Source organism: Planomonospora sp. ID67723 (assembly GCF_015711605.1).
Classification (GTDB): Bacteria; Actinomycetota; Actinomycetes; order Streptosporangiales; family Streptosporangiaceae; genus Planomonospora_A.
The window spans coordinates 2,601,521-2,626,698 of the sequence record NZ_JABTEZ010000001.1 but is presented as its reverse complement, the minus strand read 5'-3'; the positions used below and the strand labels follow the sequence as shown (position 1 = coordinate 2,626,698).

32 protein-coding genes are annotated in these 25,178 nt (G+C 67.3%); 1 reads left to right on the top strand and 31 read right to left on the bottom strand.

From position 1 onward, the window contains the following. Positions 1-611: 611 nt before the first annotated feature. The 11 genes from HS041_RS12410 to HS041_RS12360 form a co-directional block, all read right to left on the bottom strand. Complete coding sequence (locus HS041_RS12410; protein WP_196440618.1) at positions 612-824, bottom strand: hypothetical protein; 213 nt, start codon at positions 822-824, stop codon at positions 612-614. Positions 825-902: 78 nt separating this feature from the next. Further along, positions 903-1,652: a peptidoglycan recognition protein family protein gene (locus tag HS041_RS12405; protein ID WP_196440617.1), complete on the bottom strand. Its 750-nt coding sequence runs from the start codon at positions 1,650-1,652 to the stop codon at positions 903-905. A gap of 28 nt (positions 1,653-1,680) precedes the next feature. After that, a complete protein-coding gene (locus tag HS041_RS12400) occupies positions 1,681-2,016 on the bottom strand; it encodes a hypothetical protein (RefSeq protein ID WP_196440616.1) in 336 nt (111 codons plus the stop codon). 111 nt (positions 2,017-2,127) lie between these two features. After that, complete coding sequence (locus HS041_RS12395; RefSeq protein WP_196440615.1) at positions 2,128-2,526, bottom strand: hypothetical protein; 399 nt, start codon at positions 2,524-2,526, stop codon at positions 2,128-2,130. Then, the gene (locus tag HS041_RS12390) at positions 2,519-4,318 is read right to left on the bottom strand and encodes a hypothetical protein (protein WP_196440614.1); all 1,800 of its coding nucleotides are present in this window, start codon (positions 4,316-4,318) and stop codon (positions 2,519-2,521) included. The genes HS041_RS12395 and HS041_RS12390 overlap by 8 nt, the downstream gene beginning before the upstream one ends. Positions 4,319-4,337: 19 nt before the next feature. Further along, positions 4,338-5,420, bottom strand: a complete 1,083-nt coding sequence (locus tag HS041_RS12385) for a phage tail family protein (RefSeq protein ID WP_196440613.1) — start codon at positions 5,418-5,420, stop codon at positions 4,338-4,340. A gap of 12 nt (positions 5,421-5,432) precedes the next feature. Beyond that, positions 5,433-6,125: a hypothetical protein gene (locus tag HS041_RS12380; RefSeq protein WP_196440612.1), complete on the bottom strand. Its 693-nt coding sequence runs from the start codon at positions 6,123-6,125 to the stop codon at positions 5,433-5,435. After that, positions 6,125-6,565, bottom strand: a complete 441-nt coding sequence (locus tag HS041_RS12375; RefSeq protein WP_230878532.1) for a hypothetical protein — start codon at positions 6,563-6,565, stop codon at positions 6,125-6,127. Before HS041_RS12375 ends, HS041_RS12380 begins: the two co-directional genes overlap by 1 nt. Positions 6,566-6,660: 95 nt before the next feature. After that, positions 6,661-7,131, bottom strand: a complete 471-nt coding sequence (locus tag HS041_RS12370) for a hypothetical protein (protein WP_196440610.1) — start codon at positions 7,129-7,131, stop codon at positions 6,661-6,663. Between the two features lie 9 nt (positions 7,132-7,140). Then, positions 7,141-7,392, bottom strand: coding sequence for a hypothetical protein (locus HS041_RS12365; RefSeq protein ID WP_196440609.1), 252 nt, complete (start codon positions 7,390-7,392; stop codon positions 7,141-7,143). Positions 7,393-7,429: 37 nt separating this feature from the next. Then, positions 7,430-11,080, bottom strand: a complete 3,651-nt coding sequence (locus tag HS041_RS12360; protein WP_196440608.1) for a coiled-coil domain-containing protein — start codon at positions 11,078-11,080, stop codon at positions 7,430-7,432. 112 nt (positions 11,081-11,192) lie between these two features. Between HS041_RS12360 and HS041_RS12355 the strand changes: the two genes are divergently transcribed. After that, entirely contained in the window at positions 11,193-11,357 is a 165-nt protein-coding gene (locus tag HS041_RS12355; protein WP_196440607.1) for a hypothetical protein, read from the top strand. On the opposite strand, the gene HS041_RS12350 is transcribed toward HS041_RS12355, so the two are convergent. The 20 genes from HS041_RS12350 to HS041_RS12255 form a co-directional block, all read right to left on the bottom strand. Further along, a complete protein-coding gene (locus HS041_RS12350) occupies positions 11,354-11,506 on the bottom strand; it encodes a hypothetical protein (protein ID WP_196440606.1) in 153 nt (50 codons plus the stop codon). The genes HS041_RS12355 and HS041_RS12350 overlap by 4 nt on opposite strands. Before the next feature lie 212 nt (positions 11,507-11,718). After that, positions 11,719-12,267, bottom strand: coding sequence for a hypothetical protein (locus HS041_RS12345; RefSeq protein WP_196440605.1), 549 nt, complete (start codon positions 12,265-12,267; stop codon positions 11,719-11,721). After that, positions 12,267-12,755: a phage tail tube protein gene (locus HS041_RS12340; RefSeq protein ID WP_196440604.1), complete on the bottom strand. Its 489-nt coding sequence runs from the start codon at positions 12,753-12,755 to the stop codon at positions 12,267-12,269. The genes HS041_RS12345 and HS041_RS12340 overlap by 1 nt, the downstream gene beginning before the upstream one ends. 6 nt (positions 12,756-12,761) lie before the next feature. Then, entirely contained in the window at positions 12,762-12,974 is a 213-nt protein-coding gene (locus tag HS041_RS12335) for a hypothetical protein (protein WP_196440603.1), read from the bottom strand. A 3-nt stretch (positions 12,975-12,977) separates the two neighbouring features. Beyond that, on the bottom strand, positions 12,978-13,301 hold the full coding sequence (locus tag HS041_RS12330; RefSeq protein WP_196440602.1) for a hypothetical protein: 324 nt from the start codon (positions 13,299-13,301) through the stop codon (positions 12,978-12,980). Between the two features lie 66 nt (positions 13,302-13,367). Continuing rightward, complete coding sequence (locus HS041_RS12325) at positions 13,368-13,775, bottom strand: hypothetical protein (protein WP_196440601.1); 408 nt, start codon at positions 13,773-13,775, stop codon at positions 13,368-13,370. Continuing rightward, the gene (locus HS041_RS12320) at positions 13,772-14,155 is read right to left on the bottom strand and encodes a hypothetical protein (protein ID WP_196440600.1); all 384 of its coding nucleotides are present in this window, start codon (positions 14,153-14,155) and stop codon (positions 13,772-13,774) included. The genes HS041_RS12325 and HS041_RS12320 overlap by 4 nt, the downstream gene beginning before the upstream one ends. Continuing rightward, complete coding sequence (locus HS041_RS12315; RefSeq protein ID WP_196440599.1) at positions 14,155-14,547, bottom strand: DUF6093 family protein; 393 nt, start codon at positions 14,545-14,547, stop codon at positions 14,155-14,157. The genes HS041_RS12320 and HS041_RS12315 overlap by 1 nt, the downstream gene beginning before the upstream one ends. Further along, a complete protein-coding gene (locus HS041_RS12310; protein WP_196440598.1) occupies positions 14,544-15,152 on the bottom strand; it encodes a hypothetical protein in 609 nt (202 codons plus the stop codon). The genes HS041_RS12315 and HS041_RS12310 overlap by 4 nt, the downstream gene beginning before the upstream one ends. A 10-nt stretch (positions 15,153-15,162) precedes the next feature. After that, positions 15,163-15,750: a hypothetical protein gene (locus HS041_RS12305; RefSeq protein ID WP_196440597.1), complete on the bottom strand. Its 588-nt coding sequence runs from the start codon at positions 15,748-15,750 to the stop codon at positions 15,163-15,165. Continuing rightward, entirely contained in the window at positions 15,747-15,974 is a 228-nt protein-coding gene (locus HS041_RS12300) for a hypothetical protein (protein WP_196440596.1), read from the bottom strand. The genes HS041_RS12305 and HS041_RS12300 overlap by 4 nt, the downstream gene beginning before the upstream one ends. 2 nt (positions 15,975-15,976) lie before the next feature. Continuing rightward, a complete protein-coding gene (locus HS041_RS12295; RefSeq protein WP_196440595.1) occupies positions 15,977-17,038 on the bottom strand; it encodes a major capsid protein in 1,062 nt (353 codons plus the stop codon). 13 nt (positions 17,039-17,051) lie between these two features. Beyond that, entirely contained in the window at positions 17,052-17,771 is a 720-nt protein-coding gene (locus tag HS041_RS12290) for a hypothetical protein (protein WP_196440594.1), read from the bottom strand. A gap of 47 nt (positions 17,772-17,818) precedes the next feature. Then, a complete protein-coding gene (locus tag HS041_RS12285) occupies positions 17,819-18,784 on the bottom strand; it encodes a VG15 protein (RefSeq protein WP_196440593.1) in 966 nt (321 codons plus the stop codon). Between the two features lie 3 nt (positions 18,785-18,787). Next, positions 18,788-20,293 (bottom strand): phage portal protein, encoded by a 1,506-nt coding sequence (locus HS041_RS12280; RefSeq protein ID WP_196440592.1) that lies wholly within the window; start codon positions 20,291-20,293, stop codon positions 18,788-18,790. A 4-nt stretch (positions 20,294-20,297) separates the two neighbouring features. After that, positions 20,298-21,956: a hypothetical protein gene (locus tag HS041_RS12275; RefSeq protein WP_196440591.1), complete on the bottom strand. Its 1,659-nt coding sequence runs from the start codon at positions 21,954-21,956 to the stop codon at positions 20,298-20,300. After that, positions 21,940-22,341, bottom strand: a complete 402-nt coding sequence (locus HS041_RS12270; protein ID WP_196440590.1) for a hypothetical protein — start codon at positions 22,339-22,341, stop codon at positions 21,940-21,942. The genes HS041_RS12275 and HS041_RS12270 overlap by 17 nt, the downstream gene beginning before the upstream one ends. Positions 22,342-23,105: 764 nt before the next feature. Then, positions 23,106-23,441 carry a hypothetical protein gene (locus HS041_RS12265; protein WP_196440589.1) on the bottom strand — a complete coding sequence of 112 codons (336 nt, stop codon included), beginning with the start codon at positions 23,439-23,441 and terminating at the stop codon, positions 23,106-23,108. Between the two features lie 12 nt (positions 23,442-23,453). Next, complete coding sequence (locus tag HS041_RS12260) at positions 23,454-24,644, bottom strand: hypothetical protein (protein WP_196440588.1); 1,191 nt, start codon at positions 24,642-24,644, stop codon at positions 23,454-23,456. Beyond that, positions 24,644-25,102, bottom strand: coding sequence for a hypothetical protein (locus tag HS041_RS12255; protein ID WP_196440587.1), 459 nt, complete (start codon positions 25,100-25,102; stop codon positions 24,644-24,646). The genes HS041_RS12260 and HS041_RS12255 overlap by 1 nt, the downstream gene beginning before the upstream one ends. Positions 25,103-25,178: the final 76 nt, after the last annotated feature.

The window sequence follows — 25,178 nt, the reverse complement described above, 5'->3', positions numbered from 1 at the left end:
CAGGCCATCGGCCGGACGACCAGGGGCTCCACTGAGCAGGGTAGCGGGTCAGTCGGGGTGACAGACGAAGGAGCACAACTCCGAGCCGGAGACGAGGCAGTCTCCGTTGCAACCGTGACCGCATTCGGACGGGTCATCGCCGGGCGCCGGAATCAGAACGCGCGGGTGGAGTTCCGCCCGCCACGCCCGCTCCTCCCTCCGACGCTCTACCCGCACGGCGCGGGGCCCGTTGCAGCACATACAGGGGATGCCGTAGTAGGCGCCGGAACCGAGCATGCGGGCCATCGCGCCTCCCGTTTTGTCCTTTTTCCCAGATCCGGGAAAAAGGGGCTGACCTGCCTTTTTGCCGTATCTGGCAATAAGACGCCCCCACCCCCGGGGTGATGGGGGCGGGGGCACGCAACAGCCCGAGGGCTGGCACTCGACCGCCAGAAGCGGACGAGGGGATGAATGCGGGGAGCTGACCCCCGCCGGATCTCGATACGGCCTGGCCGCGCGTAGCGCTGTGCCGTCCCGCCCGACGCCTCACGACGCCAGGGTTCTCCCGGTGTTGGCAGCACCCTCAGGTGCCGTTACTCCTCACCCGGCAGAGACGTCACGATCAGGCTACGTCAGTACGGGGCGCCGTGGTCGCCCCGGTAACCCGGCGTCCGACCGTCGTTCTTGTTCGGCACCAGGTACACGCCGACCGCGGTGAGCGCAGCGATACCCAGGTTCACCCACTCGTTGTCGGTGACGACGGAGTCATCGACGATGGCCTCGGCGGCGACGACGGTCGCGCCGAGCGTGGCCAGGACGCTCTTCCAGTACTTGGAGATCTGCATGTGTTGCCCCTCCTCAGGGACGGCCCGCCACGGTGGCGGGAGACAGGGGTTACCGCTTCTCAGTTGCGGATCAGTTGGTCAGGCGACCCGGAGCAGCACGGCCCACGTGTCGTTCCCGACGAGGCCGTCAACGTCGATACCGGCCGCCTTCTGCAGGCCGCGGATACCGGCCTCATGGGCGCCGGTGAACGTCATGTCATCCACGCCGTCCAGGCCGGCGTAATCCCGGGCCAGCAGCAGGTAGTGCATGGTCTTGACGTGGACGCCCTTGCTGCCCTTCTTCAGGAGCGGGAGCTTCTTCACCATCGCCTCCGTGGGGTTTGTGGACTTCGGGCGAGGCGCGCCGGCCTTCACCCACGCGTAGAGCTGCGGCCCGGGGCAGGAGGTGCTGTAGCCGTCTCGGTGCCCCTTGATCTCGTTGCCAGCGCCGTACTTGCGCAGGTACTCGATCGCGTCCCGGAGACCGTCCAGGAGCGCGTCGGTGGGCTCCGTCAGCCCCTTCGACCCGATGAGGGCGCACACCGCGTAGTGGCCGGAGTTGAGGCCGGGCCCGTTCGCCGCGCTCATCACCCGGGCACCACGGCCTTCCCAGACGACACCGTGCTCGCAGACAAGCAGGTTGTACGCAATATCGGACCAGCCGTTGCCGTCCATGTGCTGGCGCTGGATCGCCCGGATCTTGTTGCGGCAACCGGTCGCGCACTTCACCGCCGGCACGCTCGTCACCGGGGACCCGACGTAATGGACCTTGACACCGCGGGCAGACGACAGCCGGGTCACGGACTTCGGGCCACGAGCACCCCAGCCCGATCGGGACACGAACTTCATGGCCAACCTCCTTGCGGGGTAGCGGGGGTTACTTCATGAGGCCGAGCACCAGGGCAACCAGCAGGCTCGCGGCGGTGAGCATCACGCCGACGATCGCGATGATCTGCCGGGTCCGCTCTGCGAGTTGCGGGCGGGTGACGGCGTCCCGCTCCAACGCGTCCAGACGCTTCTCTGCGGCGTCGTTGCGTACTGCGGAGACCGCCCGGTCCTCGTCCACGCGCCGGACCAGCTCGGCGTGCCTGGCGTCAACGTGGTCGAGCCGCTGAATGACCAACGCGACCTGGCCGTCTAATTTGGCGAACCCCTCTTTCAGGAGCCCCCTCAGCTCAGCTAGGGCGACATCGACTCCAGGCTGCTCGGTCACACCGGCGCTCCTTGCTATAGGGGTACGGCCCGAGGCCGATCGAAGAAGAAGGGGGCGCCGCCCGCGCGTCCCTTTGGGTGGAGTTTCAAGCCCCGCGCGGGCGGCACCGGTTCAGGAGGAGATCTGGTCGCTGTTTTCAAGCGACGTGATCAACGCGACCACCGCCGTGTTCAAGGACTGCACGGCGTTGACCAGCGATTGGATGTGCGACTGGTCATACGACGCCGGAGCGGACGACACCGACACAGACGGGTCGGAGACCGCGGCCCCGCGCCGGTGTCGCATCGACCACACCACGCCGGAGGAGTCGACCGCGTACGGCTGCCCTCCGGAGGCGAAGATGTGACAGCCGGCCGCCGCCGCACTGGGGGTGGCCATGTTGTGGAGGATCCACCCAAGCGTCGCCTCCGTTAGGGGCTGGCGCTGCTGGGTGGCCTGCTGCTCGCCCATGGCCCGCTGCAGGTCTCGTAGGTCCTGCATGGGGTCGCCCGGGTACCGGTTCTCACTCAACGTCGGCTCCTTCGAGGATGAGTCGGGCAACCTCTTTGCCGTGCTGCTTGCTGGTGGGGGTGATGCCGACGCCGATGATCCGGCGGGTCCTCCACGAGGCTTCGTGCCATTCGTTGTCGAGGTAGATCCGCGCCGCATCCCCCAAGCTGTTGGGAGTGAAGCTCGGCTGTGCGCCGAGCGCAACGGTGATGGAGTCCACCCGCAGCGCACCCGGGGCGACCGTGGCCCAGTAGGCGGCGTAGTCCTCCAGCGTCTGCTGTACCGTCACGCTGGATTTGGAGAGGGTGCGGTCCAGTCGCGGCCAGCCGGCCGCCAGGTGCGCGCTCGCCTCATGCACCGCCGAGACGAGCGGCGTGGACACGGTGGAGGCGTCCCCGGAGGAGGGGGTGCCGCCGCGGGCCCGCCACCGGGTGGCGCCACGCAGGGCGTCGATCTCCTCGCGCCACTCCAAGATGTCACCGCCATGCCGGCCGTCGGAGAAAACATGCAGGGCTGGTGATTGCTGGCCGAGCTGGTCCGCCCACACCCAATGCCGCTCGATGCCGGAGGATCCGGCGGTGATGTTGATGCCCCACTCGAAGCCGTCGTCCAGCTCGGCGAGCTCGACCAGGCGTTGGCCGTAGGTACCGCCGTCGCTCTCCCGGTAGCTGATGGTGCGCAAGGCGCCGGACACGCCGGACTGCAGGATCAGTCCGAGGTCCGCGTAATCCTGGGAGGCCATGTGCTCGATCAGGTCTCGGGCGATGTCGACCTGGTCTTGGCCGGTGTAGGTGAGGTCGTCCTGCAGCTCGACGTGCAGCAGGTACGCCTCCAGCGTGGAACCGCGGAGCTGGATGGAGGGGGTGCCCTCCCCGGATCGACCGACGGTCGCCCCGGTGATCCAGTACTCACCCCACGGCTCTCCGGCCCGCCAGATGTCGCACACGATGACGCCTGGCCCTGCGGTGAGGGTGGAGGCGTCTCGCGGGATGATGGAGGCGACGACGTCAGCGACCGTCCGATTCGGGATGTCGATCTTCGCGCTGAGGCTGCCCGGCTGCAGGATCCGCTTGTCGAACGACACGTCCGACAGGTCCAGCGCGCCCAAGAACTGTCCGTCCAGCAACCGCCGGAACTGGTAGGAGTACAGGGCGGTGCCGCGGCCAGGCGTGTAAGCCGGATACTCCGGCGGCGTCGGCTCCGTCGAGGCCGCCGACGGCACCACGATCGTGAACGCGTGCGAGACGAACGCGCTCGGAGTTGGGACGAACGTCGCCTGGCCGAGTGCCGTAGACGACGACAGTGCCCGCGAGGCGAGCACCGCCGACGTCCACACCGATGCCTGTTCGTCGACCAGCTCCGTATACCCGGTCGGTACCGTCCACGAGATCGACGCAGGCACCGACTCCAGGCCCGCCGCGTACCGCAGATCAAGGCCAGACCCGGTGCCCGGGGTGGCAGGGGGCGCGGTCGGGCCGCTGTCGGAGGTGATGACGATGTCGTCGAGGTCGCCGGCGCCGCGGATCGCGACGATCGTCACCACACCATCGGCGGTGGATGTCTGCCCGACCCCGTACACCTGCTGCTCGGAAGCGGTAGCGACCCGCCCCCAGACTTTCGTGCCGGCCCACGAGCCGCCCGCGCGCGAGGACAGCAGCTCCCAGCCGCCGGAGATGGTGAGCTGCGAGAGGCTGCCGCCGTCCACCGAGTGGATGGCCAGCAGCACATCCCCCTCCCGGGCCTCTCCACGGATGACGCCGGCCGACCCGGAGGACACCACCGTGACGGAGGTCGAGCGGACAGAGGCGACCATCACCCACCTCCAAGCGGTGTCAGGTGCGTGCGTCGCGCCACAGGAAGTCGGCGCCCTCGGCGCCGCCGGAGTCCGCGCTGTAGGTGATCGTGTTCGTGCCGGCGGCCAGCACGAACTCGCTGACCGGAACGGAGGAGCCGGTCAGTGAGGAGATGGAGGACACGCCATCGATGTCGGCGGTACCGGCGTCGGTGTCGATGTCCAGGCGTTGCGAGCTGGTCAGCGACAGCTCGAACGCGAGCGTCCGCGTGCCCGCCGCGGTGTCGCACGTCAGGGCCGGGTTGGTGACCGGCCCCTCAATGCGGACGATCGGGTGGGTGGCGGCGTTGCCGGCGTTGCTGAGGTCCGTCGGAGTGTCGAGCGGGACCGTAGTCCCGTGCCGGGTGAGCCCGTACAGACGCGGATCGGAGCAGGCGATCAGCAGCCCGACCGTGGGGGCGCCGACGTTGTAGTCCCCCTCCATGGGCAGATCCCGGTCAATGACCGCGCCATACGCCAGCAGCGGCGACCCGTAACCCTTGATGACCAGCGGGAGTTCGGTGCCGTCCTCGTCCAGGCCGGTGACGAGCGCGAAATCGTCGATCAGGTCGTCGATCGCAGTGGGGTCGGTGATCGAATCCAGTTGCAGGCGGATCGTCACGATCCGCTGGTTCGCCAGCTTCCGCGCTGGCCAGGCCCCATGCCGGCTCGGCCGCTCAACGTTGAGGTTGTTGACGCCCGGCAGGGACGCCCACCCTTGGACGGACTGCACCCGGTAGTCGGTGCCGGCCCCCCACAGGGTGCCGTTCCACTCGATTTGCCCCGCCGCGGTGATGTTCTCGCCCGGCAGGATCGGCGTGGTGACCGTCAGTGCAGGCCACTCGGCTTCGGTCTCGAAGGCGCTCAGGGTGAACTGCTGCTCATACGACAGCGTCAGCGCGGGCCACTCGGCCTCGGTCTCGAAGGCGGCGAGCAGGACGCGTGCATCCGGCGTGGTGATCGTGAGCGCAGGCCACTCGGCCTCAGTCTCGAACTCCGCCAGTGTGATGGAGGCCGAGATGGGGTGTGTGGCCGGGCCGACGATACGGGCCGGGGCGGGATATGCGCGGCCGAGACGAGCCACCGGGCCTCCCTCCTACCAGCGTGAGGCGCGATGTGCCGCAGTCGGATATGGCGGCGGGAGGGTGGGCGGGTTCGGCAGGATCGGCCCCAGCCAGTCCACATCGCTCCAGGCCACAGAGTCGATGTGTGCAGTCCCGCCGAATGAGACGTTGTAGCCGAAAAGCGCCTGGCTCCACGTGCCGGTGGTGATCGCGGTGGACGCGTCCGTGATCGTTTCGCTTGGGGTGAGCGAGTCTGCGTCGTTGTACAGCCGCACGGTGCACGATGCCGGGGATGATGCCGGGGTGGAGACCTGTATCTCCAGACGAATCCACTGGCTTGTGGCGGCGGCGACCGCGCCAGTCGCCTGCAGTGAGTCCGACGACCCGTTGAAGTATTTGATCTCCACGAGTCCGGAGGCATTCGGGCGGGCCGAGAAATACCTAGTACCGAAGATCATGCGCATCGACTCGATGCTGCTGGGGTTGGACCACGATGTGGCACGGATGTACATGCGCGCCCACCGCGTGCCCGATCCCGACATAGCCAGGGCGCCGTACCCGTTGCTGCCACACGAGCCGGACAGGGCACCATGCGCAGCCTGGGCGTTGGCGTAGGTCAGGCCGCTGACCTCGTTGAACGCATCCCCTGACGCCCCGCCGGAGTTGCCGACGCTGACGGCGACACCGTTGGTGCCGCCTTCGAAGCTGTTGCTGCCGCCAGCCACTAGTGACCCTCGCGCCAGTACAACTGTGCGGTGACGTTGACGGTCGCGGCAGCCGTGACGACCACAGCCAGCCGGCCGGACGCTGCGACGACGATCTCGTCACCCAAGGGGATGTACTCGCCCCAGCCGGCCTGAGGGTGGATCTCCTGCGCCCACACGACCTCGCCCGCGGTCGGCTCGGCCGTCCACGTCCCGGATGGACCCTTGAGGCAGGTGACCGTGGATGACGGACTGCCCGGGTCGAGCTTGTTCGGCCCGTAGTTCGACGTGAGCGAGCTGCCGCCGGTCCCCGCGGAGGACTGACGCATCAGCACCGTCCGCACCGGCTCCGCCGTCGAGGACGTGCCCTTGAAGGAGACGCGAATCCCGTACACAACGGTCTGCCGGTTGGCGTCGTTGGCGATCTGCAAAATCGTCTTGAGAGCGGTACCGGACGCCACACCCTCAGCGATAGCGGTGTACCTGGCCATCTAAGGCCCCCTTTACATGCGAAAACCCCCGCGCACAGGCAGGGGCAGAGAGTCGTCAGAGATGGTCAGGCAGTGCCGCGGAGCTTCTCGCGCCAGATGCCGTCAGCGTGGAACGTGATCTGGAAGTCGCCGTCCGAAGTGGGGTACGCCTGGCCGAACCAGCGGTAGAGCACGGCCCGGTTGCTGAGGCCGGGCACGTAGACGAGTAGCCCCTCCGCGGTGATCGTCGTCGCCGTCCAGAGGAGTGTGGAGAACTTCCAGCCGACTTTGTTCGCAGTGGCCAGCACCGCGAACGACGTGACGGTCATGTTGATGCCGCCCGCCGTATAGCCGGGCCCGCTGGCCTCATTGGCGTTGAACGGGCTACTACCGTAGGCAGGGTTGGTCGCATCGAAATCAATCGTCCCGCTAGACACACTGCCCGTAAACAGCGCGCCCTTGTTGGTTCCCGCAGTGGTGTCGCCCAAGTCCAACGCGATGTCGTTGGACAGGGCCTTGATGTAGGTGTCGCTGAACCAGCCGTCCTGCAGCGCCACAGGTTCCCCCTATCTGAGGTTGATGCGGACGTGCTGCCGCTCACGGCCGTCCGAGGTGGTCTCGCGGACGATGTTGTGACCGAGCTGGTCGGTGACGTGCTGAACGCGAGTACCGTCCTCACGCCGGCCCTCGTGCACCTGGTCTCGGGTGAGCCACGTCGGCTCGGTCGTGATGACGTCCGCGGTACGGCCCTGGCCGAGCGGCGCACCGCCACGCAGCCACTCACCGAACGTCTGGCCTGAATTCGGGTCCCAGGGCATGGCTGAGCCCGCCTCCTTTGCTGGGTTGGTTGCGGGCTCAGCCGCGGGACATTGCCTTGAAGTGCAGCCGCTCGGCGACGAGATCTGCGTCTGCCTGCTCACGGACCACCAGGTCCCCCTGGACGGTCACCATGGAGCCCGGCCTTCCGCCGCCGCCGTACTGGCCGCCGGCGGACTCCCCCGCCGGAGCAGGGGCCGCACCGCTGCCACCAGACCAGGAGCCGGACATCTGCACCGGCCGGGAGACACGCGAGCTATTGACCGTCGAGGACCGCGCCCCGCCGATCGTCATGGCCGTGCTCGATATGAGGTTGCTGACCGATGACGTGTTCGACACCGAGGACGGGACGAGCGTCTGACCCATGATGTTCGCCGTCGCGGAGAGAACCTCCAGGCCACGCGCCCGCTTCGCCGGAGACAGCGGAATGTAAGCCTCGGCGCCGGCCTCCCCGAACACAACATCAGGACCGGACCGTCCGGACAGCCGATGAGGAGACCGGACGATCATCGCCGGAGCGCTGGCACCCAGGTCCCGGATGCCGCCCGCCGCCATGTACTCCGTACCGGAGACCGAGGAGATACCGCCCCATGCCTTCGGTTTCGACCCGGGCAAAACCGGTGCGGTCGACCCCTGCGCCTGCAGGTAGTACGGGATCGCGATCGGCTTGATGTTGAGCAGGCTCTTGAGGAACGCGTCGAGCTGCTCTTTCGCGGCCTTCGTGTCCGCCTCGATCTTGATCTCTTTGGACTTGATCTTGTCGAGGACTTCCTTCAGGTCCTGGCCGCCGCGCATCGCCTTCTTGGCGTCCTCGGCAGAGAGCCCATACGCCTGCGCCAGCAGGAGAATCTGAGCCTTAGCCTCGGTCGACTTACCTGCCAGCTCGGCGAGCTTCGGCAACTGCTCCGCGATCACTCGGGAACCCTCGGTCTGCTTACCCGACAGCGTTGCCGCACCGTCAGCAGCCGTCTTGATCGCCGTGATGTAGCCGGAGAACGCCTCGCGTGCGCGAACCACCGCGTCCCGCTGCTGATCGTTCATGCCCTTGCTGACCGACAGCTTGCCGTTCGCAGCTTCGATCGCCACGGCTGCGTCCTCGTAGGACTTCTTCACATTGGCCATGGCCTGCAGCACGTCCGTGCGTGCGGTGAACGCATCCATCGACGTCTGGAACCCGTCGAGCTTCTGCTTGGCCTGATCAATGCCGGCGGCGGCCTCGGTGGAGGCGTGCCCCGCAACCCGTACGGACTGGCTGTACAGCGGGAACAGCTCCTGTAGCTTCTCGACCGGCACGCCGGCCTTGGCCGCCTCCTCCGTCATCTGGGCGAACGCGGCCTGCGCGCCGGCCAGGTTTCCGGAGGACACCATCCCGGCGAGCGTCTGGTCCATGTCAGCGAAGCGCTGCTCCAACCGGTCGACCGCAGAATCAATCCCGGGCAGAACCGCGCCGAGCTCGGTGAACGGGTGATCTATCAGCCGCTCATACAGCGAGGGGTCGTTCAGCTCCCGCAGGCCGTCACGGAACCCTTCGGCCGCCGTGCCTGCCTTGTCGAACACGCCGACCCACTGGTCCTCCAGGTCGCCCGCCCACTTGCCGGTCTGCCCCAGCTCGGTGAGGGCCAGCGTCAATCGGTCGATGCCCTTCGACTGCCCCTCGATCGCGCTGACAGCACTACCGACGCCCTGCAGGACGAGGACGCCGGCACCGATGCCGAGCATTGCCTTGCCGAGCGCGGCAACCTTGCCAGTGGTCTTGCCTGCGGCGCCGCCGAGAAGCCCGACGTTGTCCGCGAGGCCCTTCCATGCGGAGACCGCGGACAGGCCGGCATGCGCGACCTTGATAGCAACCAGGGCGACAGCGATTGCCTGGATATGGCCCGGGTCCATACCAGCAACGAGCTGAGCCAGCAGGTTCAGGCCGGCCATGGAGCCGACACCGAGGGGGGCGACAGCCTCGACGATGTTGCCCAGCGCGCTCGCGAGATTCTTGATCAGCTCCCACGCCTGGGGGGCATTGACCTTCACGAACTCGATGAACTCGGCGAACTCCGGACTGTTCTTGAGGCTCTGTCCCCACTCCGAGAACGCAGCGGTAGCGGACTCGATCCCTCCGACCACGGTCGGCGCGAAGGGCAGGAAGGCGTCGATGATCCCGGCAACGCCGGTCGTGATGTTGCCGAACGACCGGCCGAGACCGATGATCGCACCCGGCAGAACAGTGTTCAGGTTGAACGCGAACTGCGTCCAGAAGGGCCCTGCTAGCGCCTTCTCCGCTTCTGTCAGCAGCGTCGAGAATGCGGCCGAGCTGGACTGAACGAACGGCGTCAATCGCGGCAGGGTCTGTTCCATCAGACTGAGCCCCTGCGAGATGACGGGCAGGACGTCCGGTTGCAAGGCTCGCTGCCAAGCAAGGTAGGCGTCCCCGAAGTCCTTCATGTCCTTCAGGAGCGCCCGCTCGGCCTTGGACAGCTTGGCCATGGCCTCGGCGAGCTTGTCCAGGCCCCCGCCGCCGCCCCCGCCGCCTCCGCCGGATGACTGCGCGCGGAGCTGCGCGAGTTGCATCTCCGCCTGAGCAACACGGTCTTGTGCCTGCCGGAGCTGGTCGAGGCCCTTCTGGTACTCCTTGGTGCCCTCGACGCCCTTCTTGTTCGCCTCCGCAGTGTCCTTCTTCGCCCTGGCGGTGCGGACCTCCTGCTCCTCCGCCCGCTGCTGCGCCTGCTCCAGGGAGAGCATCGCCCGCTCGATCTCCAGCGGGTCTGCGCCCTCGGCTTGGAGTTTCGCAAGGCGCGCCTCGGCCTCGCGGACGGCGAGCGCAGCGTCTTTCTGGCTGAGGACAGACCTCTCCAGCGAGAAGTTCATGTCCTCCAGGGCCCTACGCCCGGCTTCGCGCGCCCGGGTCAGATCCTCCTGCGCCTGCTTCTCGTCGCGCTGAGCGTCGGCAAGCCGCTTCTCCGCTGCTTCGAGCTGCATGGCCTGGACCGCGGCCTGAGCCGCAGACTGGCCAGCGCCGCCGGTTGCCCCGCCAGCCGCCTTTGCCGCGCTCTCCTGCGCTTTCAGAGCTTCGTTGACGCGACCCAAGCTCGGAACGGCCACCGCAGCGAAGCTGGCTGCTCCCAACCCCGCTGCGGCAAACGCGGAACCGAGCGCGGTCACGCCTACCGCGACCGTGGTCACGGCAGGCAGTGACGCGAGCGCACCCGCAACCGCGGCGATGCCCGCGAGAGCTCCGCCGACGTCGGCGTTGACGTTGACGTTCGCGGTCCGGCCGTCGACCTTGGAGACCTCACCGTCCAGCGCCCGCAGCTCCGACAAGGCCGTACCGAGATCGGCGCGGACGTTGATGTCCACCTCAGACCGCTGCAGCGCCTCCAGCTCGCGCTCGATCTCGGCGAGCTGCGCGCGGGCCGCGTCGGCGTCAATGTCGATGCCGATCCGCTTGTCCGCAAGGGACTCCATCTGGGCACGCAGCTCAGCGAACTTGATCTCAGCGGGGGTTGAGTCCGCGTCAATTTCGATCTTCGGGAGTGCGCGGGTCGCGGCCTCCAGGCGCTGCCGCATCCGATCCGCAGACGCGCCGGTCTCGACCATCTTCCGGCCGAGGTTGGTCGTCTCCTTCTGCGCCTGCCCCATCCCTGCGACGAAGCCGGCCACACGAGCACGGAGATTGATCGACACTGAGCGGTCGGCCACGACGACTCCCTCCGTTAGGTCACGAATCGAGTCGTTTCGGCCGCGCCAGGGCGTCAAGGCGTGTCATGCTCACGGGCGAATCGGGGTCCATCTGCAGCGAGAGGAAAAGCGCATGCTCCGCAACGCCGACAACCGCGAGGGTGGCCCCGGCGACCCGAAGACCGTCCGTGAGTGGTGGACGCACTTCAAGGGCTGGCCAGCGAAGATCCTCATTTTGTGCGTCGCGGTGATCCTGTTGGCTGGGCTGTATACCGTGCTCACGCAGGCGATCCGCTAGGAGATCCGCTTGACGATCCACATCAGTGCCCGCTCGCGGATGGTGCCCTTTTTCGTGTGCTCGTCCTGGGCGCGGATTGTCGCGTCGCAGGCGTGGCAGCGCCGTGGAGGCGGCACCTCGTAGACGTGGACCGGATCCCCGTCACGCATCGCCGTAGTCTCCGACAGTGGCAGGGTGCACCCGGGACATCGGTCTGCCCGCTCCTGCAGGTACGCGCGAGCCCACCACAGGTCCTCATCCAGCCAGCGCGGCTCCCACGTCGTCACCGCCCGGACGAGTAGCCCGCCCTCGTACACGTACTCCGTTACCGCCTGCGCCTGCCTGCCGAGTAGCTCGCTGCGCGGGACGCCCCACGCAGCGGCTACTTCGAGTTCTTCTTGGAGTTCTGGAGCACTGCGGAGGCGGCGAACGAGAAAGGGATGTCAATGTCCCTCTTGTTTACGCTGAACGCGGCCATGGCCAGCGCATCCCACTGCGCCTGCGTGAGGGCGTCAGCGAGTTGCCCGGCATCCTCAACCGTCATGGTCGGGGAGACCGCACATGCCGCCACCAGGGCCGGCGTAAACGTCGCCCAGTTCGTGTCCTGGTTCTTCTCTTTGTCCTCATCGGTCGGCGGATGCTGCGCGACGAGATCGCTGTACCCCTTGGACGACAGTCCGCGGAACCGGAACACTGTCGTGTGCTCCCGCATCTGCTCCTGCAGGTCCATGATCTGTTGGGCGACAGCCGCAGCCTCCGCACCACCGCCCGCGAGCGTGCCCTCAGAGGGCCGATCGCGGGCGGCTTTCAGAGCACGCTCCAACTCCTCAAACTCTGCCTGTAGGTCGCCCCGCAGGCAGATCGGAACGGTCTTTTCGGGCCGTTGGATCTGGCCGAGAATGTCAGAGATATCGGGGGTCCTGGCGCTCATCAGGCAGCCACCGTGGCCTCTCGCGTGTAGGTGCCCGACGGGAAGAGCTTGATCATGGCGCGGTCGTAGGTCTCCGCCTCCGGCGCCAGCTCGCTGGGCTCTCCACAGGTGACGGTGTAGACGGCCACCTTCTGGCCAGCCGAGTAAGCGGTCGCAGCGGCGACACCGCGGCGGACGACGAGGTAGCCGTCAGTGCCGTTGGTCATGTCGGACCACATGCGGTCGGAGGCCGCGGAGGAGTCCCGGAAGAACGTCAGGTCGATGCCCGCCTTGGTCCGGCCAGGCCCTTCGAACGTCTGCGTGGAAGCCAGCGTGTCACCGGTGACGGCACCCTGCTCGATGCCGATCTTCAGGCCATCAGCAGTGATGGTGTTTTCGCAGGTGATGTTGCCGGAGTCGGTCAGCTCCGCCACGGTTGGCGCGTTGATGTTCGCGATGGTGGAGACGAATGTGACCTTGGTGTTTCCGTCGCTCAGGCGCTTGCCCATGGCCTGCTACTCCTTGTCTTCCGAGGCAGGCCGAGACGCCGCCTTCTTGCTGGACTGAGAGGTGCCGGGCGTGGTGGCCGGCTGGGGGTCTGAGGTCTCGCCGAGCTCGGAGACTGGGTCGAGGACCGTGTAGCCCTCGCGGTGCTGCCAGAACGGCAGCATCCGGGGACTGATCTCGAACTCACGCTCGTATGGGTCGCGCATGCGGATCTTGTCCATGGATCAGATCCGCTTCACCGTGAAGGTCACCGACGTCGTCGCGCTCCACGTCAGGGCGATCAGGCCGTCCGACGGATCGACATAATCCGCGTACATGGGGATCGCCTTCGTGGCGCCGTTGGCGACGGTGTAGACCGGATCCGGATTGGCCTGGCCATACCTGGTGGTGCCGGGCGCTGCGATGGTGACGGTCATCGAGGATCCGGACCCGTTGGTCACTTCGATCCACACGTTCGTGTCTGGGGTGATCTTGTCTCCGGAAGCGGCCGACCTGCTGGTGAAGGTCGTGCCGGCCGAGGTGATCGCCTCAGCGGTGTAGGTAGCCATGCGGGCTCTCCTCAGGGCATGAAAAAAGCCCGCACGCTGGCGGGCTAGGAACAGGTACGGAGCGGGTTAGGCGGGGTCGCTCCGGGTGAGCCACTGCGACGTGGCGATGAATAAGACCTCGGACTCGTCATCCCGGCGGACCGGCTGCGAGCCCTGCTGAATGGCTGGCCACACGCGGCGGCCGGACACGGTCGGGACGGAGCCGAGGAGTGCGGCGGTCATCTTGTCGGCCATCCACGCCGCCTGCTCCGGGGTGGAGCCGACGCAAGTGACCTGGTAGAGCAAGTCAGTCGGCCCCGCGTTGAGCAGGTCTCGGTGGAACGCCGACTTCATGCCGGAGTTCGGGTAGACGACCGCGTACGCGGGCTCCGCCCCCGTAGCAGCCTGCGCGAGGTACACCTTGCGGGCCGCGGGAACACCAGCCTGCATGAGCGTGATCAGCGCGGTGACGAGCGGGCTGGACGCGAGCGTCACAGCAACCCCCGAGCGATGTCGTCGAGGGCCTTGAGGAGCTTCGGCTCCTGCGCGTTCGCAGCCTGCATCCCGTCCAGGTGCGGCGGCTGATTCACGCTGCCGAACTCGAACCCGCGCCCCATGCCGCCCTGCGGGAGACGGGACTCCGGCCCGACCTCCCACTCGATGTCCGCCGACGACGCCATCTGCTCGGCGGTGATCGCCCTCGGGTAGTGGCGTCCGTGCCGGCCTGCGGACTGGCGGGCATTATCCCGCCACTGGTCCCGCAGAGCTTGGGCGTGCTCTTTCACCACCGGGTAGGTGCGGCGAGCCGCATCCTGCTTGGCATTCTCGAACACGCCGATGAGGCTGTAGAGCTCGGTGGCGTCGATATCGGCCATCAGCCCTCCTTGTCCTCGACGAGGATCCGCCGCGCCGTGCTCGTGCCGTTGAGGCCGATCGCGATGACCTCCAGCGGCCGGTCTTCCAGCCACGCATCATCGGACGCGGTGACGGTGAGACGGTCCTCCCGCCGGATCTCCGGTGTCGCGTCCCACGGCAGGACGACCGTGTACTGGTGCAGGGTCACCTCGTGCTCACCCCACTCCGCCTCACGCGGAGAGCGGGGCTTGACCCTGCACGCACCCGTGTACACGGTCTCCCACGCCTGCGTGAGTTCGCCAGTCTCCTCATCCAGGGCCGGGTCGCCGTCTCTGCGCTCTACCGTGCAGGTGTCGCGCATGAGCTGCTCGGCCGCGATCCGGCCGCGGGAGAGGACTCCTTCGACGCTCACCGGTAGCCGCACCCCCAATACCAAGTGGAGGTGGCCACCGCGGACGGGCGGACCCGCACCGCGTACGCCGACGGCGGATCCCCGAGGAAGGCGCGTAGCTGCGCCTCCTCGCCGGGCAGCAGCCCGGAGGCGGTCTCCAGTGCGTCGGAGGCGTAGGTGACGGAGTAGTCGTCGATCTGCTCGGAGCGGACTCCGGTCTCCATGCCTCCGCCGGTGGAGGTGCCGAGCCGGGCTGCGATGGCGCACACCAGCTCGATCAGTTCCTCGGGGACGGTGGCCAGTCCGTGGGTGTAGGTGACGTTGACGTCTTTGTACCAGGCCACGCAGGTGACGCGGTCGCGGCCGTCCCACTCCCAGTCGGTGATCTCGTCTCCGCCGTCGGCAGCGAGTTTCTCGATGGTGGTGACTGCGGTGATTGGCGCACCGGGGAGGGTGACCACTCCACCGTCCACGGGGAGGCGGACGGTGGAGGTGGTGGAGGTGATCTGCTGTCCTGCGGCCCGCCGCACCCGGGCCGTAGCGCGGGCCAGCATTGCTTCCTCCTGCCCCGAGGGCAGGCTGTAGCCGTACCGGGCCGCGTCGGCTTGGGAGGCGAGCGAGGCCATCAGGTGCCTCCTAGGAGACGATGACCAGCGGGCACTTGGCCACGCCGGTCAGCGTGCCGGCCGCCGCGGGGAAGGTTCCGGCCAGCGAGGACCCGAACGTGAACCCGAGCGCGAGCGAGCCGGTGTGCACGCCCGCGGTGGCGGTGACGATCGGCGCAGCACCAATGAGCGTCTGCACGGTGGTGGCGGTGGTGGAGGTCGCGGCGATGTACCAGCCGTCCTCCTCGATGGTCTGCGCCTCGGACAGGGCCAGCTTCTTGGCGGTGTTCGCGGCCCATGCCGCGCTGCCCTGGTCGGCGGTCTGCGACAGGAGAGTGCCGTCCGGGTCGTAGAGGGCGTGTGCCCACGCGGTGAGCGTCGCCGCCGCGGTGTTGCCGCTGACGAAGGTCAGGCTGGTGACGACGTCGCCCTTGCGCAGGAACACGCGGGTGCCGATCGCGACGCTGGTGCCGGTCGCGGCCAGGTCGCTGGTGCAGGAGTAGACCGGGATGTTGGTGCGGACGAACGTGTCCTGGTCCACGCCGGGCAGGGCGTTGTACGGCCAGTCGAAGACCGGCGAATCGGCGAGGGTACGCGGGTAGCGTCCGTGGACCGTCACTGGTCCTCCTTGGCGTTTGCGCCGCCGCGGCGGCTGGGCTTCTTCTCGGGCTCGACCGCGGGCGCGGGCGGCTGGACGGGAGTGACTGGGAACCCGCGCCGGCGGAAGTACGCCAGCGCGGCCCGGTGGGCGGTGCTGTCGGCGGTGGCCACGCCCTTGGCGAACGTGACCCCGCCGATCTCACCGCTGAACCCCTCTTCGGGGGCGGTGACCTGGTACCGCACGGTCAGACCTTGATCTTTCGGATGACGCCGCAGCTCTTGGTGTTGCGGAGCACGCAGGCGACCGGGCCCATCTCGATCTCGCCGGACTTGACCGCGCCGGCGGTGCTGAAGTCCGGCATCCACGTCTGGACGAGCGGCACGCCGGCCATGCTCGCGCCATGAAAACTGTCCAGGCCGAACGAGACGGCGTACAGGTCGGTGAGGTTGGTGATGGTCGAGCCGCCGCCGCCCTCGTCGGCGTCGGCCGAGTAGGTGGAGATGATCGGGCCGGAGCCGGTGGCGTTGTCGCCGATGTCCACCAGCCGCCACGGGCCGTAGGACTCGACCTGGCGGCCGAGGTCGTCCTTCTCGGCGGTGTACATGCCGGCCCACCGGGCGATGGAGCGGATGCGGGAGATGAGCTGCGTGTTGCCGAGCAGCGCCTTGACGCCGGGCGGCAGAGCGCCGGGGGCTCCCAGGTCGCCGCCGCCGGTGGTGGACGGGACGATGCCGGACAGGAACTCGTCCAGGCGGGCGAGCGCCTCCATGGCCTCGGCCTGGGTGTTGATCGTGGCGATCGACCAGTCGAGGTAGCCGGCGGTGACGCCGTTGTCCAGCGGGTCGTACTCGGTGGCGGTGCCGGTGAGGATCTTGTCCAGGCCGTCGAAGCCGTTGTCGTCCACGGCGGTGTCGCCGTTGATCAGCTCGTGCTGGAATTTCATCCGCACCGAGGTGAGGAGCTGCTGCATCTGGAACGCGACTTCGTTGGTCGCGGCCTGGCCGAGCCTCGCCAGCGACCGGTCGATACTGAAGGCGCCGCCGAGGGGCTTCAGGTCGACGGTGTAGCGAGCGCGGGTCGCAGCCGACGCCGTGTACTCCTGGTTGTAGCCACGGAACGCGGCATCGCGGGCCGCGGTCAGGCGGGTGTAGCCGTAGGTCAGGGACCCGCCTCCCGTACCGGGGGTGACGGTGTCATCGAAGACGATCTGGTCGAGCAGCCACGAGTACCGGCGCAGGTTGTCGATGACGGAGTAGTTGATGTCATCGGCGGAGTTGATCTGCGCCTGCGCAAGAGTGACAGGCATGTAACTCTCCTAATTAGGAAGGCGAAAGCGCCTTAGTGACGGCCTCGGAGAGGCTCTTGGGACGGGTCGGCTTGGATGGCTTTGCGCCGCCGTCGCCGGAGCCCTTGAATCGCTTGCCATCGCCTTGCGCGGGCACAGCCAGGTAGGGCTTGTTCTTCAGGAGGTCTTCGATCGCGTCGGCGACCTCATCGGCGTCGACGTTTCCGTCGGCGTCCACCTCGAACTTGGACAGGTCGAGGAAGCTCAGTGCGTCACGGGGGTCGTTCAACTTGCCGGCCGCGGCGGCACGGATCTCCGCACGGATGATCCGCTCGTTCGCGCGGGCAAGCGCGGACTGCTCGGCCTCCCGGCGAATCTCCTCCGGGTCCGGAGCCTCGTCGGCGTCCTTGTCTGCGGCCTTGGGCTTGGCCCGCTCGGCAGCGCGGCGAAGCTTCGCCAACTCGGCCTCTGCCGCGTCAGCGCGGGCCTTCTCTACGCGAGCCTTCTCTGCAGCGGCTTTACGCTTGTCCTTCTCCGCCTGCAGCGCCTTCTCGCCGGCGGGACCGAGGGGCTTGTCCTCGTCGTCCGGCTCTTCACTGGTCTCGGTGTCCTCAGACTCGGTCTCCTCGGTCTCCTCGACATCGTCGGCGTCTTCGGAGCCGCCCAGGATCGGCCAGATGGGGTCGCCATTGCGGCGCAGCCCGAGAGCCGTGAGTCCAGTGAACGGGTGGACGGGAAGGTCAATCAGGGACATGCGAATCTCCCGTTGCGGGTGGGGGTAGAACCTGGCGTTGCGCCAGGTCAGACGATGTACGCGAAGCGTTTGAGTAGCTGGATAGCCAGCTCCCGGTCTCCGGCGGCGTCCTTGTAGATCTGCTCTGGAGTCGGGCGCGGGATCTGGCTGCGTCGGTACCGCTCGCCGCGCTGCTTCTTCAGCTCGCCGAGCCTGCGCCCGGCCAGACCTCGAACGGTGGTGCCTTCGGTGGTGATCGACCGGCCCGCGGCGGTCGTCATACCACGGCGGGCGTTGACGACCTGGCCGATGTCCGCACCGTCCCGGATCGCCGCCGCGCCAGCGTTGGTGAACGCCTTGTTCTGCTGTTCCGGAGTCATGTTGCGAAACAGCTCGGCAGGGTTAGGCGGGAGCGGCGACGAGTCGGTGTTGAACCTCGGGGTCATGCCGCAGTCACACCGCGGGTGACGAAGGAACCCGGTGGACCATGAGTACTCCTTGCCGGCGAGGATGATGCACCGCCCGCATGCCGGGAGCGTCACCGTCCGGATGTAAGTCACCCACCGGCGTTCAGTGGTCATGCCAACACTCACAGCGGCTCGACCCGCGTCAGCGACCTGCGTAGAGGTCAGCAGGGTCAGCATGGACCGCCCCCGCCTGAATGCCTCCAGGAGGCTAATCCCATCCCGTAGGAGGCTCTTTACCAGCAGGACCGGCAGGAAGAGCAGCGACGCCAGCGGCCGGCCGTCCGAGGCGACCCCTGCGAACGTGGACGCGATCAGCAGCGGCGCCGTGATCGACCCGCCTTGGGCCTCTGCCAGCTCCTCCAAGTAGGCCGGAGCCTGCTGTGCGGCGGCGAGCTGTGCTTGCGTCGTCGCTGTCACCACCGCGGGCCCAACGCCAGCCTGCCAGGACTCAGTCAGCCGGTCCCGGTCGAGGAGGTCCCACTGCCGCGCCGCGGCGACGGCTGCAGTGGAGGCGAGCGCCTTCTGCCTCCGGTAGTGGGCCTGCGCCACCTGCTCGGCGGTCGCCATGGCCTACACCTGAGCGGGGACGGGCTCCTCGGCCTCGTCCTCGACCATCTCGCCCGGGGTGGGCTTGGGGTTGAGCGCCTGCATCATCGGGTCGGATTCGGCTTCCTTCTCTCGCATCTTCATGACGCGGTCGACCTCGGTCGGCTCCAGCCCGTACTGTTCAGCGATCCATTCCAGCGGGAACCCGATCTGCCGCATCTTGACCAGCGCATCCACCTTCTGGGCCAAGGCGCGGAACTGGATGTCGGCCCATACGACCGTCCCGGACCGGCAAGCCTTGGCTTTCTCGGCGTTGTCCTGGACGAGTGCCATCAGCGCGTAGACCTCGCGGACGGAGGAGTCGACGTAGACGATCCGCTCGCCCGTCTTCGATACGAGTCCGGACTCAGCCGCGGTCAGTGCTTCCGCGCTGAGGTTGGCGAGCTTGCCGATCAGATAATGCGGCGGGGTCCGGGTCTGTGCGGCGACATGCTCCACACCGCGTTCGATGACATTTGAGTACGCAGCCAAGTCTGCTGGCGACCACTGTGCGACCCGGGCATGCTCGCCTGGCACCCACATGATGCGCTCGCTGTTGAGCGTGTCGAGTTCCACCGGACGCTGTCCGATGACTCGCCCATCGGAGTTGAGGACCGGCACCTTCGGGATGTCGGCGCCGAGGACGATGCGCTGCGGCAGTGACGCGTAGTCGAGGGCGTTCATCAGGTACGCCCATGTCAGGTTGATGGCGTCCTGCATGGCGATGACGCCGTCGATGTCGGAGACCGGGTCGTCATCCAGCAGCGTCTGGCTGCGGAACTCGACCATCGGCACCTGGCCGAGCGGGTTCGGTAGCGGCCATACGTCGTCGTTGCCTTGCCGCGGTTCCCAGCCGCCCCATGCGGAGGCGTTCACCAGCCCGGCGGAGGGGACGATCAGCCCCGACACGGTCAGGCCGGTCGTGGCGGACTTTGACCGCTGGAACTTCCACACGGTCTTGGGCTGGTAGAGGGTGGCGTACTCCATGGTGTCGTCGGCCCACAGCTTCAACGCTGCGGACCGGCGGCCGGTGTCGGAGTCGTAGCCGACGATCGCCTGATCGGGGCGCTCCCACGTCACCCGAGGGACGCCGTCCTCTTCCGGGTCGCTCCACACCAGGCAGTACGCGCGCGAGGATGCCAGCATGGTCACGAACGCCTCAGAGGAGCCGCGTTCGCAGTCCGCGGCCTTCCACGCCTGTGTCAGGTCCTTGTCCGCCGCCCGGGAGCCCTCATTGAGGCGGATCCCGAGGACGTTCATGCGCTCTGCGGGAACCGCCACAACTGGGGCGCACCAGTTGTCAGCAAACCCAGCAAACCGGTTGGCGAAGTAGTCCCGGAACTCCGGTGAGGCGTAGCAGAGCTTGTGCTTGCCGCGGTAGTAGTCCAGGCGCCGCTGAACCGGCTCCCGCCGGCGGTGGAGTTCCTCGGCGAGCCGGTTGAGGACCTGCGTGGCCTTGATCGCGTCCTCGGACATCTGGATCTCGGCCACGCGGTCACCTCCTGCGTAGTCGCGTCGAGGACGCCGTGTAGAGAATCGACTCGGTGATCGTGAACAGGCCGGCGGCCAAAGAGTCGCCCGCGGCCTCGTGTGCGAGGACGGAGCACACGGCGAGGTCGATCTTCTGCCCCTGTGACGGTTTGGCCAGCACGTACCGCTGCCCCGGTCGGGGTGCTTTCCGTGCGTTCTTGATGTGCGTGGCGGTCGTCGAACAGCCGTCATGGGAAAAGGTCGAGTCGGCCTTTGTCACGTCCACGTGCAGCCGCTGGGTAGCAGCGTGCATCTGGGTGGGCCGGTAGGTCTCCCACCGGACGACGACCTTGTCTCCGTACTTCTCCACCCAGCCGTCGATCTCGGACTTCCAGTCGGGCGGATCGCAGTACATGCGGACGACCTTGTATCGGGCCATCAGTTCGTCCACTGCGGCAGCGACTTCGAGCCGCGGCACCTGGCCGTTGTGCTCGGCAGGGTTCCAGAACGTCGGCTGGTCGTCGGGGCCGAATGCCGGCGTGAACTGGTAGCCGTCCGCGGTCTCAGCGCGGATGCCTGTCCAGTCGTCGGAGTCGGAACCGTCGAAGCCGAGGACAACCGGTGTCCCGGGTGGGACGTTCCGGATGCTCGCGCGTGCGTCCCAGACGTCTCCGTCCAACCATGCACCCTGACCGTAGACGATCTTGTTGCCGAAGAAGCGCTCCGCCTGCGCCGGGTCGAGTTCCATCAACTCGCCACATTCGGCCTCGATCATGTCGACGCTCGCGTGCGGAGAACCGGCGTAGTTGTAGCGGAGGATCTTCCGCCGCTCGGCCTTGTTCTTGAACGACCAGTTCGCCGGCGGCGGCTCATAGAACCGGAAAACGTCCTTGGCTTTTCCCTCGAACGTGCGCTGCGCCGTCGACTGCTCAGACGGGTCGAAGCAGTTCGTCGTCTCCATCGACCGGCCACCCATGCCGGCCGCGCCGCGCCGCATCGTTTCGGCGACCTTCACCAGCTTGTTCGTCGCGTTGTACAACTGCGACTCGTCTTGCAGGCAGAAGATCAGCGGGTTGCCGAGGCGGGACATCGCGCTGGAGGTGACGACCTCGATGATGCCGTCGTTCGGCAGTCGGATGAAGCCCTCGCGGACTTTCATCTGCTCCGCCAGCCGTGGACCCTTCGCCATCGACTGCAAGGGCCGGTAGACGTTGTCGACCTGGTCCTCAGACGTCGCCAGAAGCTGAATCAGCGGCGTCGGCCATGGCGTGCCCATCGGCTCGCCAGGCTCATACGAGTACGCCCACCCACACCCGCACCCGTGATCGGCGCAGGAGTATGTCTCCCCGCCCTGCGCCCAGCCGGCGAACACGACCGGCCCGACGGCCTCGGCACAGACGATCGAAGCCGACCACGGGCCTTTGCCGGTCTTCTGAGGGGCGATGATCTGCGATCGCCGGTAGAAGAACGCCGCACCTCGGGTCGGAACACCGTTCCTGTCCACCGCTTTGGCGCCCGGCTTGACCCGGTAGTGGTTGAGCGTGCACCAGAGCTGCCAGTCGTACATCCGGAACTGGCGGCCCTTGCTGAATCCGTCCGGGACGATGCAATGGCGCTGGATCCACGCCGGAACGATGAACAGCGTCGGGAAGTCGACGACGTACTTCTCAGCCGCCTGCGCCATTGGTCACGACCTTGAACCGCGACCGCACATCCTCAGCGTCTTCGGCAGGCTCGTCGTCCTTGTCCTGCCGTTTGGCGGCAAGGTCATCTTCGGCGATCTTCCAGCCGTTCTCCTTCAACCCTGCCGGCGTCAGCCCGATCTGGTCGGCGAACCTCACGACGACGTTGCCGAGCGCCGCCGAGGCGTCCTCAGCTTCCATCCGCACCGACCAGCGCACCCACATCGCGACCGTGCGCCACCGCCACGGCTGCACCGACCACGCCGCGGCCTGAGGCGTCGCCCACGCCTCTTCCCACACCTCAATCTCACGGTCGAGCGGGTCTGGCAGTGGAAACTCTGGGACCCCGCCGCGGTATCCCTCAGCGGGCAGCGCGGTGAACACCACGCCCCGCTGTTCCGACCGGCCGGACTGCTCGTCAGGCTGCGGGCCTGAACGATTCCGGGCGCCTCCACGGGCCATATTCGATCACTCCTCAGCCGCCTTGCGCGGCATCAGGCATCCGGTCACCTTGCGTAACCGGACAGAACGTCTGAACCCTTCACACCTTCGAGCGACCTCCCCCGCGGTCCGCTGTGAAGATCGGGGAGGGGGTCATCCCCCGGGGTGTGGTGACGTTGCGTCACGTGGTCTCGTGTTGCTCTCGTCCATCGAGGCTGTGGTGTACGACCACCCATGCGATGGATCCGTCACTGCGGGGCACGGGCTGCTCTTCGGTGCCGCATATGCAGTCCTTGTTGAGGTCGTGCTCTATGAGGTCATCGATGGGGGTGAGGTGGATGGTGTTGCTCACTGTGCTGCCCACCCGCCTGGTTGGTCTCGTGCGGTACGGCGTGAGTGGTGGGCGTGGGCCATGGCTCTGAGGTTGGTGGGGTCGTGACCTCGTGGGCCCTTGGGTCCTAGCCCGTCGATGTGGTCTACGTCTGTAGCTGTGGGCCTGGCGTGTATCGGTAGGGGCAGGCAGTCCTCGCACTCACATGTGGGGTGGGTGCGGAGGTATGCCTTGCGTGTGCGCTCCCATGCCCTGTCGTATCCACGCTGTGAGGCTGTGCCCCGTGCTCTGTCTGCTGCTCGCCTGTGCTCATCGCATCTGCCCTCTGCTGTGAGGGTGGGGCAGCCTGGTGTGGAGCAGACCTTGAGTGCTCTGGCCATCAGGTGTCCGTGATGGTGATCCATCCGTGGATGGCGGGTTCGGTGTCTCCACTCATCTCAAGGATGATCTTGTAGTACCAGGCTCCGGGAGACTCGGTGATCGTGGTGGGGATGTCGATCCTCACCTTGCCCTCGGATGCGGACGTGATGGTGATGCCGTCTCCCTCGGACAGGGCAACAGCCGAGGCGGCGTTGTCTGCCACGTGGGGAGACGGCTTGATCACAGCGGTGACGTCTGCGGTTGTGAGGTTGACGGCTGTATCGCTGGCGGTGATCTGCCAGATCCGGTAGGTGTCGGCGCCCTGGGGGACGTCGACGTTCACGATGGCCGCCATGCTCGCCCCCTCCTATACGAGTGATCCGCCGTAGCCGTTGTAGATGACGGAGCCGCCGAGGTGGAGTGGGAGTTCGGCCGGCTGGGCGCCTCCGGTGACGGTGAGCGCCATTGCGGTGGTCTGCTCTGTGGCTCTACCGAGGAGCGCCGTCTTCGAGACGGTGAGGGGGCGGGCGGTGTCCGTTGTGAACGCCTGCCCGACACTGAGCGCCTTCGTGACGATCACAGCTTGCGCGGTGGAGGTCTCGACAGCCCTACCGAGCGCCACGGCCTTGGAGACGGTCACAGCGCCGGCCGTGGTCGTCTCTGTCGCGCGGCCGAGAGCGATGAGACGGGCGGCGATGACCGGCTGTGCTGTGGTGGTCTCTGACGCCCTGCCGATCGCCAGGCTCTTGGAGACCGTGAGCGGCCGAGCGGTAGTCGCGTCGACCGCCTGGCCGAGCGTGATCGTCTTGGAGACGGTCACCGGGTTGGCGGTATCGGTCTCCGTGGACCGCCCGAGGGCGAGCGTCTTGGAGAGGGTGACCGCCCTGCCGGTGTCGGTCTCGGTGGCGCGGCCGAGAGTGACCGTTCCTCCGCCACCCGCAGCACTCTTGATCGCAACCGTGTATGCGTCGGAGTCGAACGACGCGACCGTGGTTGCGGTCTGGGAGCCCGTCGCCGCAGATGAGGACAACTGCTTGGAGACGGCGCACGCCGAGGTCCATGTGGTCGCCTGAGTGTCCGCGATCTCCGTATAGCCCGCGGGCGGTGTCCAGGTGACGCCGGAGACATTGGACGGGTTGCCGCCCCAAAAACGCAGCTCCAGGTCATCGGATCCTGTGGGGGTGACCGACGCGGACAGGTGGCTGCTGCCGGGCGCGTTGTCGGAACGCGCCTCAACGAGGACGGGTGTGGTGTCGGCGCCCTGGACGGCGACGACGATGACAACGGCGTCCGCTACAGCCTGCGTCCAGTCATAGGAGGCGGGCTCACTGCCACCGGCGACTTTGTAGGCGAGGACCGTGTGCAACGAGTTGTTGCCGTGGTCCAGGCTGTCCAGGACCGTCCACCCGGAGGGAGCGACGATTGAGGAGAACGCGCCGAAGTCGTTCGTGAACGACGCGACCAGGAGGTCGCCGGACGCGGTTCCGGTCGGTTTGGTTACGGTGATCGTCGTGGACGTGCCCGTCGCCGTCGATACGGACCGGACGGAGGCAGCCATTACGCGGCCCTGGCGAACCCGCCGGACGGGATCGTGACGGTGACCGTGGTGCCGTCCGTCGTCAGGGTGATGTCGTGGTGGGTCAACGGGATCAGGTCCGCGTCGGTACCGCCGGTGGTGTCAGGGTCGTAGCAGATCACGATCTTGCTGAGCGTGTTGTTGCTGGCGCCGCCGAGGCTCGTGTACGTCAGGTCATCGCAGTCGATATCCACCCGCTCGTTGGTGTCGTCAACCGTCACCGTGACACCACTGAGCGTTTTGCGCACGTAGTTCGTGGCGTCGGCCTCGTCGTTGCTCGCCGCGAGCAGCGCCGACAGGGTGTCGTGGTCCCGGAGCGTCGCATCCGCCTGCAGCCCCGAGGTCTTAATGAGGACCGCGATCAGGGCGTCGTTGGTGGCGGGCAGGCCCCCGTAATATGCGATCTTTCCGAGTGCAACGTTGAAAACGCCGTCGGCCATGGTCGCGGCCTCCTCCGTGTAGTGGGTGAGGCCGCGGGCCTCTCAAATGGTGTGGTGCCAGGCGGGCGACTGATGG